At 35.6% G+C, this 14,728-nt stretch carries 9 protein-coding genes and 1 tRNA gene; 3 read left to right on the forward strand and 7 right to left on the reverse strand.

Annotation, left to right across the window (positions count from 1 at the left end):
- Positions 1–23: 23 nt before the first annotated feature.
- From IV512_RS08695 to IV512_RS08725, 7 genes are all read right to left on the reverse strand, one after another.
- Positions 24–1,226 carry a glycosyltransferase gene (locus IV512_RS08695; RefSeq protein WP_209402441.1) on the reverse strand — a complete coding sequence of 401 codons (1,203 nt, stop codon included), beginning with the start codon at positions 1,224–1,226 and terminating at the stop codon, positions 24–26.
- A gap of 41 nt (positions 1,227–1,267) precedes the next feature.
- A complete protein-coding gene (locus IV512_RS08700; protein ID WP_209402443.1) occupies positions 1,268–2,533 on the reverse strand; it encodes a glycosyltransferase in 1,266 nt (421 codons plus the stop codon).
- Between the two features lie 12 nt (positions 2,534–2,545).
- A complete protein-coding gene (locus IV512_RS08705; RefSeq protein ID WP_209402445.1) occupies positions 2,546–3,919 on the reverse strand; it encodes a lipopolysaccharide biosynthesis protein in 1,374 nt (457 codons plus the stop codon).
- A gap of 28 nt (positions 3,920–3,947) precedes the next feature.
- A complete protein-coding gene (locus tag IV512_RS08710; RefSeq protein WP_209402447.1) occupies positions 3,948–5,195 on the reverse strand; it encodes a hypothetical protein in 1,248 nt (415 codons plus the stop codon).
- 124 nt (positions 5,196–5,319) lie between these two features.
- Positions 5,320–7,776 carry a polysaccharide biosynthesis tyrosine autokinase gene (locus IV512_RS08715; protein WP_209402449.1) on the reverse strand — a complete coding sequence of 819 codons (2,457 nt, stop codon included), beginning with the start codon at positions 7,774–7,776 and terminating at the stop codon, positions 5,320–5,322.
- A 65-nt stretch (positions 7,777–7,841) separates the two neighbouring features.
- Entirely contained in the window at positions 7,842–8,627 is a 786-nt protein-coding gene (locus IV512_RS08720) for a polysaccharide biosynthesis/export family protein (protein WP_209402451.1), read from the reverse strand.
- Between the two features lie 96 nt (positions 8,628–8,723).
- Positions 8,724–10,115 carry an exopolysaccharide biosynthesis polyprenyl glycosylphosphotransferase gene (locus IV512_RS08725; RefSeq protein WP_209402454.1) on the reverse strand — a complete coding sequence of 464 codons (1,392 nt, stop codon included), beginning with the start codon at positions 10,113–10,115 and terminating at the stop codon, positions 8,724–8,726.
- 584 nt (positions 10,116–10,699) lie between these two features.
- Between IV512_RS08725 and IV512_RS08730 the strand changes: the two genes are divergently transcribed.
- The 3 genes from IV512_RS08730 (at position 10,700) to IV512_RS08740 (ending at position 14,422) form a co-directional block, all read left to right on the forward strand.
- A complete protein-coding gene (locus IV512_RS08730) occupies positions 10,700–12,085 on the forward strand; it encodes a methylmalonyl-CoA mutase subunit beta (RefSeq protein WP_209402456.1) in 1,386 nt (461 codons plus the stop codon).
- A gap of 38 nt (positions 12,086–12,123) precedes the next feature.
- Positions 12,124–14,196, forward strand: coding sequence for a methylmalonyl-CoA mutase (gene scpA / locus IV512_RS08735; RefSeq protein WP_371743285.1), 2,073 nt, complete (start codon positions 12,124–12,126; stop codon positions 14,194–14,196).
- A gap of 149 nt (positions 14,197–14,345) precedes the next feature.
- A tRNA-Arg gene (locus IV512_RS08740) sits at positions 14,346–14,422 on the forward strand.
- The last annotated feature ends 306 nt before the right edge of the window (positions 14,423–14,728 follow it).

A 14,728-nucleotide genomic window follows, 5' to 3' on the forward strand; every position in this document is an offset into this window, starting at 1 on the left:
ATTGGAGTGAAAAACCATTGGAATCAAAGTTTATTCATAAAATCTTTTAATCTCTTACCGTGCGAGTGGTAATCAAACTCTTCGAAACCCATCTTCTTACCTCTAAGGCCAATTTCGACAGCTCGATGTTCATTCTCTTCTACGAACCTTAGTTTTTGAGCAAACTCATCAATATCGTATGATTCGGCAACCAAAGCATTTAATCCATCTGTAAAATAGGTGTTTATTTCACCCACAGCAGTAGTAACTACGGGGTTACCAGCAGCAAGATATTCTCCTATCTTATGTGGAAATCTCGAAGCATCTTGCAAAGTAGGTCTTAAAGGAATCAATAAGGCCTTTGCATTCACGTACAATTCTACCAATTCACTATACGGTATGTTGGAGAACAATTTAATAGGAGCTTCAGGAAAAGAACTATTGATTTCATCTTGATATCTCAAAACTTCCGATTTGCTTTCACCACTAACTATCATATACAATTTGAAACCCGTATTAGGAGTGAGATGCCGGTAAGATTCTAAAATAAACTCGATAACCTCTTTATAAAAAATACTTCCGCAATAGAGAAAATAGCTTTCAACCGATTCTTTTTTAATCTCAAATTTCTTAAAATCACAGATGATAGGTAGCTTGGAATTGGGCTTTGAAGGCGCCGATTCGGCATAATAATTTTGAAGCTTATCACTTATGGGCAATGCTCCGTCGTAAAACTTTACAACCCACCTATCAAGTAAATAGTCGTTGAGTTTTGTAAAAAGGCCTTTTTTGTGGTTCATGGCCGAAGCCATCTCAACCAAATTTACAGCTATGGGAAAACTAAATATTTTAGAAAAAAAGAGGTACCTGATTACATGAAACAATTTTCTATTGGATAGAATAGCCATGTCGATACCAGACTTTTTTTTAAGTTCTTTCAGAAAAAAATATTCTCCATAAACACCTCTAATTTTTTGAACATTTCTGTTTACAAAACCCTTAGGTTTATGAACTTGCTTTGAGGTGTATATATAATCGATCCCCTCATAAGTGCCACGCCATTCGAAATTAGCATGTGTACCTTGATCCCATGATCCCTTTCGGCATATGATAGTAGGCTTAATTTCTTCATACAAGAATGCTTTGGCCATTAATGTCATACGTTGAACAGAAGCAAAACCATACGGAAATCTTGCTTCTCCTAAAAATACGACCTGCTTTTGTCTTTCTTGCTCTTCTCTTTTCAAACTAATTAATATTTAATTTCAATATTATTGACAATTGCTATCTAACCGTTATTTGGATCAGTCAATTGATGAAATATCTCTAATAAGTCTTTACAAATTTTTTCATTACTGTTTCGTACCAGACCACGTTCCCTAGCTTTTTTACCCATATGTTCAGCTTCAAAAGTATTCGTATGAAATTCATATATTGCTCCAGCGAGTGCATAAGGATCGTTATTTTGTACCAGTTTTCCTTCTAATCCATCTTCTAATAGACTGGGGGTGCCACCAACATTGGTTGCAACAATCGGCATACCCAATAACATCGCTTCTTGAACGCCATTCGGACTATTTTCAATATGTGAGGGATGTACATACATATCGGCATTCAACAATTCGGCGATTAGCTCATCACTAGATTTGTTACCCATTAGAACCACCTCTTTTCTTGACTTATCGAAGTTTGCAATTTTTCTGGCTGTTTTAGCGTAAACCGAGTATTCGGCTATACCCATTATTTTCCAACTAAGTTGCTTTTGAATCCTTTCACTTAAAATATCTGCCGCTCTGAACACTGTTTCCAATCCCTTATATAAATTTCCTCTAATAGTAGTGGTAATGACCAGCTCATTTCTATCTAGTTTTGATTGCCATACATTTTCCCAAAAGGGCGGTCTCATAGCTTCGTCACAATGCCAATATTTTGCCTGCGGAGACATCATACCTACCAATCGTCGATCCCATGAAGTTCTTCCGATAAAATTTTGCGCGTAGGAAAAAATTTTCTTTTCCCTTTCTACTAGCTTCTTAAATCTCAAATAATTATGATACATAGTATCACCTGTTAAAAAATGTTTGAGTTTTTCGAAACCCAACGTTTTATTTATAGAGATTCCACTCTCATACATGAGGTTATAAACAGTGAGGTTTCCTTGAAACCAAATTACTGATGGTATTTTTAGCTCGGGTATTATCAAGGGGAAATCTGATTCCGTACCGAAAAACAAAATTACATCAGGTTGAAACTGATCAACGACTTCAAGGTAACCGCTAAGGGTCTTTTCGGAAGGGGACTGACTCAAAAAGCGCTCCGCCCATCTATCGAATTTACCATAGGGGTCTCTAGGAACCATAAAATATTTTGTATTCGAGTCTTTTGATTGAATTTCAGCTTTTTCGCTGGCAAGTTCATTATAAACTATTCCCAAATCAATATGAGGGTATTTTTTGAATTCTTGCTCTAAAGACTCAATCCAACTACCGCCCACACTTTTTTTAGAATTTAATGCCCCTAGGGGAGGCCTATTTGAAAACCAGAGAAGTCGCATACTTTTATTTTATTATTTGTTCCATAGCCCTGTAGCGGTGCCATTAATGATTTTCTTAAATTGAATAGGTGCTAAAATGGGACCATAGGCAACCGAAATAATACTCGCTAATATCACACCTGCTGACTCTAAACCAAGCGTAGATGCAAAAAAATAGGACAAGGGAATATTTATGACCATACTAACAATACCAATTATCAACTGTAACTGTATTTTGCCTACTCCATTTATAAAAACAACAAAGATATTACCCCAAGTAAGTACATTCACATATATACACATGATAATTGAGAGCAGCACTGGCACCTCAATTTCTGGCACCCAAAATTTATAGAAATAGGAAGAACCTGCTAGCATTAATAGACTTAAAAGTACTAAACCGGCCCATGCTTTAATCAACTTTCTATTGGTTGACAATATCCAATCAACATCTTTCTTAGTGTAAGCTTCTGTATATGCTGACCAAAAAGGCGCCGAAATAATAGCAAAAACCGCAGTTATCAATCCAAAATATTTATGAGCCACCGAATACGCGGGAACTTCTTGAGGTCCTAATAATTGAGTGATTATCAAATTATCGGTTGAATAGATTATTATAAATGAAATTTGCACGATAAAAAATCTACCTCCCAAACCCCATAATTCTGAAAACTGGTCTTTTTTTATATATGCCAAGGAGGGTGCGATAGCACGAAAATCACCTTGAAACATAATTAAGCTTACCACTACAAGAACCAGCATAGGAGCAAGACCTAGGGCCAAGGATAAATACAGTAAGGAGCCTTGGGTGGTTTTTGTCAAAACAAAAACAACGATCAGCGCCAAAATATTACCAAATAAATTAAACAAGCCCTGTAAGGCAGGTTTTTGGTAAGCAAAGAATATTGAATGAATAATTTTCAGCAGAAAATTGATACAAAAAAAGCTGAAAGTCGCTATCGAAACCAATCTCAACTCTTCAGCACCAATCTCTTTAGTGTTTAAAATACCCTGCCAATCTAAAAAAGGTTGTAAGACAAAGAAAATCAGCATAATACCACTAATAATAAAGCTCAAAACTGCATAGGTAGAACTGACATAAGTCTTGGCCCGTTCCATATCATTCTCTGCAAGAGCAACTGCGAGCTTATTTCTTAAACCATTACCTAATCCTATATCGAAAAAACTGAACCAGCCCACCACCGAAGAGAGTGTAAGCCAAACACCATACTGTTCTTTTGCCACATACCCAATGGTCAACGGAACCATATAGAATCCAATAAATATGCTCGTTCCCTTTATCAAAAAAGATGCAAAAATATTCTTTTTGGCCTTTACAGATCTTTGGTGACCCTTCGTGACAAAACCATCAATGTACTTAATTAAACTAGTTAGGGGATTGTTCATTGATAATACTGCTTGCTATTATTATTGGTCAACCTCTAAGGAGCAAACCGTTCTGTTTGATTTCTGTTTTTGATCTTCTAAGAGTTGAGTTTGTTAAGGTATTATCGTTAAGTCTATAGAAAAAGTTGGAAAACAAAATTGCCAACAACAAACCATAGTGAAACAAATCGAACTTAACCAATGTAAGATTAGCAATTGCAAAAGCCAAAAAAGCGAAAAAACCGCCCCAGTAGTTCGATGACGTTCCAATTTTCCACATACGTTTGAACAAGAGAGCTAAAAATGACAAATAAATTATTCCACCTATAAGTCCGTAATAATAGAAAAGTTTCAGGTAACCTACATGAATTTGCGAGCTTCTACCATTTAGCAACCTGATCATTTTCTCGGTATCAACACCCAACGTGCCGTAAATAGGATTATCAGGAAAAACCTTAAAAAAAACTTCAAAGGCCAACAATCTTGTACCTGCACTATCAGCTAAAAGTCGTTCTTGAACGAAGGTATTCAAATTTATACCTGCAAAATTTATACCTGCTATTAAAACCGCAAATAGTATAATTCCAAATAAAGTAAATTTAAGAATAGCTAGAACGACATTATTTTTAAGAAAAAACTTTTGGCTTGCAACCACAAAAAAATTCAACATAATCCATCTTGCACTTGATAAAAAACCCACGGCGGCCGAAGAAAGAATCAGAACTAAAGAATAAAACCTGTTTCGCAATCTTATTGCCAAGAGAATACTGAAAATGGCAATCAAATCGAATCCGACAGAAACTTCATTGATATAGGAAAAAATAGATAAGCGGTAACCGTCGAAAAAACGATCAACGTCACCGGTTTTTTCTGTTGGGTTACTTGAATAATATTCTGTTAATCTATCATAGGATAGACCTTGCACAAAATCGGTTTCCTTTGTAAGAAACAATGGGTCTACAATTTGCTTTATAGACACAACGGAAGCGATTATCAAGGTTAAGCCCAAAGCTATTTGAGCAAACTTGATCCATTTTTTATCTACCTGAATATTTTCGATAACTAAGAGTCCGAAAAAGGTTTGAAGAAACGGGTTTGAATATAAATATTTAACAATACCTTCTTCTCTCAAATCATCTGAGACAAACATATTACCGAAAATGGCGTATAGTGTAAAGAGACCAAAAACAATTAAGTAATTGGGAATAATTAATTTACGATTAAATGCAAACGCAAGAAACAGGATATATACCAAATAAATTACAAATAGAAACCCTAAAACATAATTGGGTTCCATTGAAGTTAATTCAAAAATTAAATAACTTACAATGGGGTAAATAAGCAAAACAAACAATAATATATGCTTAGGAATATCTTTCATGGTATATAAATGCACTTAGTCGTTCCGACTCTCCGTCTTCCTAGATAGACAATTTTTCATCTACCAACTGCTCTTCTTGATTTACGCCATACTTTGACCTATAGCCATACCTATTTCCTTTTTTGAGGGCGCCATTAAAAATAATATAACTCTTTTTCTTTTTTTCGCTTGGAATTAATTGATCCAAATCTTCTAAAAAGTTAACTTTTGAGATATTTCTTCGTACAACGAATAAATTAATATCCATAGAGTCAAGCAACAACAGAAAGTCAGAAACTAACCCCACCGCCGGAGTGTCGAGTATGACGTAGTCATATTCATGTTTCAAACTATCTAACAAACCAGTCATCTTATCACTGGAAAGAAGTTCATGAACGTTCCCCTGCAGCACTGATGTAGGTATGAACTTTAAATTCGATACTTTTTTATGTGAATAAACAATGTTCTTATAATTATCTATCTCACCTGTTAGATAATTAGAAAGACCTTTCGTCTCTGCCTCATTTAAACGTTCTACCAAACTTGGATTTCTTAAGTCTGTATCAACAATAATCGTCTTTTTGCCAGCTTCCGCGAGTGTAATACCTAAATTGATAGCATTGTAGGTTTTACCTTCCTCCGGTAATATTGATGTAATTCCAATAACACCCTTACCTGAAGAATTAATCAATTTAAGATTGGCTCCCAACTCTCTAAAAGATTCTTTTTGCTTCCATAATGCAATCTCAGAATATGTACCAAACACTTTATCGGCATTCCCGTTTGAAATACTCTTTGCTAGTTTAGAGCCTTTGGACTTTGAATCGTAATGTACAATGTTCGCAATTACGGGCATCTCACTATTTGCCAAAATTTGATTAATATTTTCAATTACGGCTTCAGATGGCCACAATATAATTTTTACCAAGGGCAGCAGTAACCCTAGTATAATTGCTAAGGCGAACAACAATGTTTTTTGAGGTTTGATAGGTTCAGTGCCTTCCATTCGTGCCTCATCAAGCACACGAGTATCAGAGGTGTTTTCAGCTCTTGCAATACCTGTTTTAGCCAACTCTTGGCTTAGATAATTAAACAAGTTCTCATAAAGCGTTCTCTGTCTTTGGATATTGAGCAACTCAAATTCTGTAGTTGGCAAAGTACTTATTTGGCTATCGATGCTTGACATACGAGAATTCAAACCGCCCAAAGCAATTCTAGACGATTGAACAGCACTGCGAAGATTATTAAGTAAAACCTCAGTGGCACCCTGAACTTGCTTATTCAAAATCGTCATCTCTTGATTGTTACTCGTAACAAAAAATTTCTTTTTTGAACGTTCATCATACAATTGCTTTAACGCAAGAATGTTTTGATTTATTAATGGATCTTCTATACCTATACCCGAAGGCATTATAAATTCATCACTATTTCTGTTATTTTCAACACTGTTAATGACCGCATTGTAATAACCAATATCCATTTTTAACTTTGCCGACTGCATCTGCAAATCATTGGTTTGACCTAAAGCGTTAGTAGCCGTAGCACTCAGATTTACTGCCTTTTTATCCTTTTTGAACTCTTCAAGTCGTACTTCAAATTTTGAAAGTGAATCTGAAATACCATGAAGTTGATTTCTAATAAACTCTTCTTTACCTGAAGCTATTTTATTTCTTGAACCCAATTCATTATGAATATAATTTTCAGTCAATTTTTCTAAAAATGCCTTTTCTTTAGCAACATTGGCTCCTTCAGAAACTATTTTAAAAATACTGGCCTGTACATCTATATTATTAACGTCAACTTTACCCAGGTATTCATTAGCCACATCGTCAATATACCTTATCGTAAAGCTTAGTTCGCTGTCGGAATATGAGTTAACTGGCACCTCGTAAGAAGACCTTTTAATTATGAAAGAGAAAAAATTGTTTTTTACGGAATCTCCAAAAGAATATTCTTTACTAAAGTTCAATTCTTGTTCAATTTGGCGGGTGGTACCATTTACCGGGTTCGCAACTACGAAATCATCAGCATCAATAAAGAGTTTATATTTATTCTCTGAAATGACTTTCACCTCAAAAGGTACTCCGTAAATCTGTGCCGAACTATCGTTCAAGACCACTTCAAAAGGAAAGTAGCCATACTGTTCTTGATTTTTAAAACCACTTTTGGCAAAATAGGATATACGGAAATCTAAATCTTCTACCGTTTGCTTTATCAAACTATATGACTTGATGATACCTATTTCATTATAAAGATTTTTCTCTATTTCTATTAAACCCACACCCCCTTCTACGTATTCGCTTTCTCCCAGCACTCTATTTCGACCCTTCGAATCAATCAACAATGATGTGGATACCTCATAAACTGGCGTGGCTAACTTGATATAAATTATTGCAAGTACTACACAACCTATGACACTTATCAGAAAAAGATATTTATTTTTGTAAATTCTTCTAAAGAAAGATTTTAAATCCACTTCATTTTGGCCATCTAAAATTTTACCTGAATTATCTTTCATATCTATATTAAAATTCAAAAAGTTTATTCGTTCGATCTACCTATCTTGATGACTACTTTTTATATTTAGTTAGTTGTAAAACTTAAAACCAATATCGTTGTGGTGATTGCCGATAAAATAAGACTGAATACACCAAGGTTTCGTTGAAATATATTGGCCTTCGACGTCTCGACATATAAGACATCGTTTGGATGTAAAAAATAATATGGTGAATTGATTAGGGTTGGGCTAGTCAAATCCAAGTCAACAACAATTGATTTTTCACCTAATTGGCGAATTAATTTGACATTTTTCCTTTTTGCGGAAATGTTCAAGTCACCTGCCGCACTTAGCGCCTCGAAAATAGTTGCCTGAGTATTGTATATGTAGTTCGTACCAGGGTTCTTAACATCTCCCAAAACTGAAACTTTAAAACTTGTTAGTTTCACCGAAACCAAAGCGTTCAAAAGATATTTATCGATTTCGGACTGAACCAAATCCCTGATTTGTTCGACCGATTTATCGGCAACATTTAATTCTCCAATAATTGCCAAATTTATCTCACCTTGCTTATCAACCGTGTAACCGTTCAAGAAAAGTGAGGCCGTATTTGCTTGTAAATTGTTATTTTGAACGGTAGTAATATTAAAAAAAGCCGCCTGATCCGGATCTCTACTTTGAACATTGATACTAAGCACATCGTTAGGTTGAACCAAATATTCTGATTTACTCAGACTCATGAGCATTTCTTGGTTTTCACTTTGTAAATAATCGATATTTTTCGAAGAGTAACAAGATGACAACAACAATATAGAAGCAAGCGACAAACTATAAAGAAATAGTTTCATATCTAAAATAGCTTTCAATTTCATATTATAAATTTTATTCAGAGTATTGTTTATTTTAAAAAGGGAAAAATTTTGCATAATGGACTTCTTCATTCACATATTCTGGAAATGACACGATAGTTAGAAAGCCTTTTTGTGATGATTGCCAAATACGGTTAGAAACACAATCTTCACATCTAGCCAGAAACTCCAGTTTTCGATATACCAAAGGTCATGCTTAATACGCTCAGTCTTCTGTTCTTCAGTTTGAGTGGGACCTCTCCAGCCATTGACCTGAGCCCAACCCGATATTCCTGGTTTAACATAACTTCTCACCATATAATCATTAACGCTCTTTCTTAAATCGTCTTGAAGAGTTATACGATGTGGTCTTGGTCCTATCACACTCATTTCTCCCTTCAAAACATTAAAAAACTGAGGTAGTTCATCCAAGTCAGCCTTTCTAAGAATTTTACCAATACGTGTAATTCTAGGGTCGTTAACAATTGTTGATTTGGTTCCGTTCATAGGATCTTCACAAACAGACATCGTTCTAAACTTATAACACTTAAATGTCTTACCGGCTTCACCTTTTCTAAAAGGAGTATAAAAAACCGGGCCTCTAGTATCGATTACAATCAATAAAGCTAGTATAAGAAAAACCGGAAGTAGTAATAATAGGACCAGTAGAGCAAAACAGAAATCAAACATCCGTTTTAGTATGGTCTTGCTAAAATTATCCAATGGTGACTGTCTTAATTTAAATACAGCTAATTCACCTATCGTCTGCGCCTTGTAATTTTTAGCCAATAAATAAGGGTTCTCCGGAATTAGCTTTACCCTAGTCCCGAAACTATCTGCAACATTGATGGTATCGATGACAACGTCTCTTTTGAAATCACAGGTGTCGATAAAAATTTCGTCTATTGAATGTGAAGACAAGATATCTCGTAATTCATCGATACCTCCTGTAATTGTCAAGTCCATCGGGTTCTTAGGGTTGGACTCCCCCTCTTCCAAATATCCAATAATATTATACCCATACTGGGTCATAGCATTAACGAAACCTTTTATATCGGTACGTTCATGACCCGATCCAATTAATAACGTATTCGAGAAAAGATGGGAAGCTTTTTTTCGTAAATACCTTAAAAGGTATTTATGACTTACCAAATTGAGGTAAGAAAAAATAATGATAGGGACTATAAAAGTTGAGGGTCTAAAAAAATCGATTTTTAACAGAACAATTAAAACAGTAACGAAACCTACAAAGAAGAACGTAGAAATTACTAGACTTTTAAAATATTTACCATTAAAACTAAAATAAAAATCCTCGCCTCGAACATATAAAATAATAAATAACCAACTTAAATTATATATAACGCAAAGAGCCGCAATCTTATTAAGAAGAAAGGTATCTAATATATGAAACTCCGTATGTGTGAAGTAAAGATATAATAGTAATACCAAATTTAATAGAATAAACTCAAAGGCTAGTAAATTGATGAGTATGTATCTACTCTTGGAATTCATTGATCACTGGATTCAAATGGTTCAGTTGGTCTAAAAACAACAAACTATAATCTGATTATCTCGAGAATAATTTAAGCGCAAAACCATAGTTTTAAGCTCGCAAGATAGTCATGAAATGAAAAATATCTTACGCTAATTCTATAAAAAATCATTTATAATTTTACCCATATGTTACTTATTTCAACAATTATTTGACATTTTCTTTATGCCAAAATACATTTATGTAAATACAGTATTTTTCGCTTCGAAACAATGCAATAGAAAATTACTTTTCGTACCTGAATTTAAAATTTAAAATTCGAGAAACTACTGCGAAAACCATCTAGCGACTTTATGTAGTTTTTTTCTTTCAAGACAACATAAAATTCTGATTTACAATTAATTAATTAATAAAGCTATAATCTACTATTTAACGAATCAAATATATACCATTAGAATGCTATCAGTAAATAAGGTTAAACAAATTAGACCAAACCTGTTAATTGTTCGATGGAAAGCACTTTTTGCAAAAGAAACAAGTTTCAGCAAAACATTCATCTCTTCGTTTCACCACATTAATCATACCTTTATTTAAAATTCGAGAAATGCAGAAAGAGCTTTTTAATGACTTTCCAGAAGTTTCCTCAAAAGAATGGAAGCAAAAAATTCAGTATGATCTAAAAGGTGAAGATTACAACGAAAAAATGGTGTGGGAATCACCTGAAGGCATAAAAGTAAAACCATTTTATCATTCCGATGACCTAGACCATGTGTCTTTGGAAAATTACCAACCCAGAAATTGGAAAATTTCCGAAAGTATTCGTGTCGAGGATGAGCAACTATCAAATGCAACAATAAAAAAAGCTTTAAAGTCGGGAGCCGACAGCTTACTTATCACTATTACCAAAGAAAGCATCAACTTCGAGATACTACTTGATGATATCAATTTAGTATCAACTGAACTCCATTTCAATTTTGACTTCCTATCCAAATCATATATTGAAAAACTGTCCAATTTTTTAATCAAAAACAAAATCTCCTTTCACCTGCACATAGACCCCATTACCAAATTGGCAAAAACAGGTAATTGGTTTGACAATCAAAAGGAAGACTTTCATAATTATAATTCCATATTACCTTCTACCAACTTACTAAGTATCGACGCAAGTACCTATCAAAATGCGGGTGCCAACATGATTCAGCAATTGGCCTACGCACTGGCCCAGGCTAATGAATATTTGAACATAACCAATCCCAAAATCATAAAAACGACAACATTCAAAATAGCGGTCGGTGGCAACTACTTTTTTGAAATCGCCAAGATTAAAGCTTTGAGAAAATTGTATGCAATACTTGCCCATGAATACGGTTTGAACATTGATTGCCAAATTATAGCGACTCCTTCCCTCAGAAACAAAACCATATATGCTTACAATACCAACATATCGAGAAACACTACCGAATATATGTCAGCTATAATAGGAGGTTCCGATATTATTTGCACCACCCCACATGACAAGATTTTTCGTAAAGATGACGATTTCGCTAAACGGATTGCACTAAATCAACTGTTGCTGTTGAAAAACGAAAGCCATTTCAATTTTATCGAAGACCCAACTTCTGGAGCTTTCTACATTGAAAATCTTACTCGACAATTATGTCAAAAAGCATTAGACCTTTTTAAACAAGTTGAAGCTTCTGGTGGCTTTTTAAAACAACTCAAAACAGGCATTATCCAAAAGAAAATAAAGGAAAGTGCAGATAAAGAACAAGCAAAGTTTGAGAACGGGGAAAATATTTTAGTAGGAACGAACCGTTTTATAAATTCAGAGGACAAAATGAAAAACCAACTGGAAGTTTTTCCATTTGTTAAAAAGAATAGACAAAAAACTCTGATAGAACCCATTATTGAAAAACGGTTATCAGAGAAAGTAGAGTCTGAAAGGTTACTTAAAGAAGGTTGGAAGCTTACAAATAAGATTTCTCATTGAAAAAGCGCAAAAACATACAACATCTCACCATATCCTCAATAAATGAAGAGAATGAAAGAAGACAGTCTCAGTTCGAGATAGACGACCTGGAACACTTTAACTCCGCGGCGGGGTTTCCGCCATATCTTCGTGGCCCCTACGCTACCATGTATGTTAAACAACCATGGACCATCAGACAGTACGCTGGCTTTTCAACGGCTGAAGAAAGTAATGCATTTTATAGACGTAACTTAGAGGCTGGTCAAAAAGGCCTATCAGTTGCATTTGATCTCGCCACCCATCGCGGTTACGATAGTGACCATGAGCGCGTAACTGGCGATGTGGGCAAAGCTGGGGTGGCTATTGATACCGTCGAAGACATGAAAATTCTTTTTGATGGAATTCCGTTGGACCGAATGTCGGTATCAATGACCATGAACGGTGCTGTGCTACCCATCATGGCCTTTTTTATAGTTGCTGCAGAAGAACAAGGCGTATCGTTAGAAAAGTTGACCGGAACAATTCAAAATGATATTCTAAAGGAGTTTATGGTGCGAAATACCTATATCTACCCCCCTGAACCTTCAATGGAAATTGTTTCCGATATTTTTCGATTCAGTAGCAAGCATATGCCAAAATTCAACAGTATCAGTATTTCTGGTTATCATATGCACGAAGCCGGAGCGACCGCTGAATTGGAACTGGCCTATACTTTGGCCGATGGATTGGAATATATAAGAACAGGTTTAAAGGCAGGTTTAAATATAGATGTTTTTGCTCCAAGATTATCTTTTTTCTGGGGTATAGGTATGGACCATTTTACCGAAATCGCCAAGTTGCGTGCAGGTCGTTTACTTTGGGCCAAATTGGTGAAACAATTTAAACCGAAAAATTCAAAATCGATGGCGCTTCGAGCCCATTGCCAAACCAGCGGATGGAGCCTTACGCAACAAGACCCATTCAATAATGTAGCCAGAACTACGATTGAGGCCGCTGCAGCCATTCTGGGCGGCACACAAAGCCTGCACACCAATGCCTTGGATGAAGCAATGGCCCTACCAACAGACTTCTCGGCACGTATAGCACGTGACACCCAACTATTCTTAAGAGAAGAAACAAAAATCACAAAAACGGTCGACCCCTGGGCCGGCAGTCATTATGTAGAAAGATTGACTCATAATCTTGCACAAAAGGCTTGGGACCTCATCCAAGAGATCGAAGACTTAGGGGGAATGACCAAAGCCATACAAGCCGGTATTCCTAAAAAACGAATTGAAGAGGCCGCTGCCATAAAGCAAGCAAAAATAGATAGTGGCAAGAGCATAGTGGTTGGAGTGAACAAATTCCAGATAGACGATGAAGACGAACTTGAAATATTAGAAGTGGATAACGATGATGTCAGAAAACGTCAAATAAAAAAACTAGAACAAGTAAAATGGAAACGAGATTCAAAAAAAGTTCAGAAAGCTTTGGAAAAATTAACTTTAGCGGCAACGAAAAGAGCGGGCAAAAATGCTGGGCCACCTCCAACGGACAATAATGAAAATTTATTAGCTTTATCTATAGAAGCGGCCAAAGCACGAGCAACTCTTGGTGAAATAAGCAATGCACTCGAAACTGCTTTTGGCAGACATAGAGCGAACACTCAATCAATAATAGGCGTGTATTCAAGAGAAATTAAAGACGATAGCAATTTTAAAAAGGCGCTCGAACTCTCCGATAGTTTTGCTGCTAAAGATGGTCGAAGACCTCGTATTCTCATTGCCAAAATGGGGCAAGACGGGCATGATCGAGGTGCTAGAGTAGTGGCAACGGGCTATGCCGACTTAGGCTTCGATGTAGATATTGCCCCATTATTTCAAACACCAAAAGAAGTAGCCAAACAAGCCGTGGAAAATGATGTGCATATTCTAGGTGTTTCATCTTTGGCAGGAGGTCACAAAACCTTGATCCCTCAAGTAATCGAAGAACTCAAAACCTATGGTAGAGAAGACATTATGGTCGTAGTAGGTGGAGTTATACCCAAAAAAGACTATCCCTTTCTTATGAAAGCTGGCACAGTAGCTGTTTTCGGCCCTGGAACAAAAATTGCAGATGCAGCAATTCATGTTTTAAATATACTATTACATTAATTGAATATTCAAAGTCACACTTCAGCGAGAGAAATTGAAAGTTTGTACTTTTTACCCTTTCCGAATCTATAATTTTTAGTAAGTTTGCACGCACAAATCAAAAAAGGCTCAATTATAAGTCTTTTTGAATGTAAAAAAACAAAATTTTTGGTCGCGTAGCTCAGCTGGATAGAGCATCTGCCTTCTAAGCAGACGGTCGAAGGTTCGAATCCTTCCGCGATCACCAATGTTTACAGGGCTTCCAGTTTTTGGAAGCCCTTTTTTAATAGAAGTGGTACAACATAGGTACAACAAATTGTCTATTCCTTTCGGATGTCTTCATATTTATTGTAGAAAGGACATTTCCCATCCCAATAGCATCTTCCGTAAATTCAGCTGTGCGATACCATCAAATGAAAATCACATATTGCGTAATTCGAACCGATTTTTGAGAATTGCTGAAAATTCGTCAAAAACCACCGTTTTCAAACGTTAAAATTTCCTTGGCTTTCCTTTGTCGCTACCTGTGCTTCTAATTTGGTACGAACCCTAA

This window comes from Pseudozobellia sp. WGM2 (genome assembly GCF_017810075.1).
Classification (GTDB): Bacteria; Bacteroidota; Bacteroidia; order Flavobacteriales; family Flavobacteriaceae; genus JADNYK01.

Excerpts from the sequence above, each read along its gene's own strand:
- IV512_RS08700 (WP_209402443.1), bottom strand. The coding sequence starts at position 2,533 with ATGCGACTTCTCTGGTTTTCAAATAGGCCTCCCCTAGGGGCATTAAAT.
- IV512_RS08705 (WP_209402445.1), bottom strand. The coding sequence starts at position 3,919 with ATGAACAATCCCCTAACTAGTTTAATTAAGTACATTGATGGTTTTGTC.
- IV512_RS08710 (WP_209402447.1), bottom strand. The coding sequence starts at position 5,195 with ATGGAACCCAATTATGTTTTAGGGTTTCTATTTGTAATTTATTTGGTA.
- IV512_RS08715 (WP_209402449.1), bottom strand. The coding sequence starts at position 7,776 with ATGAAAGATAATTCAGGTAAAATTTTAGATGGCCAAAATGAAGTGGAT.
- IV512_RS08720 (WP_209402451.1), bottom strand. The coding sequence starts at position 8,627 with ATGAAATTGAAAGCTATTTTAGATATGAAACTATTTCTTTATAGTTTG.
- IV512_RS08725 (WP_209402454.1), bottom strand. The coding sequence starts at position 10,115 with ATGAATTCCAAGAGTAGATACATACTCATCAATTTACTAGCCTTTGAG.
- IV512_RS08730 (WP_209402456.1), top strand. The coding sequence starts at position 10,700 with ATGCAGAAAGAGCTTTTTAATGACTTTCCAGAAGTTTCCTCAAAAGAA.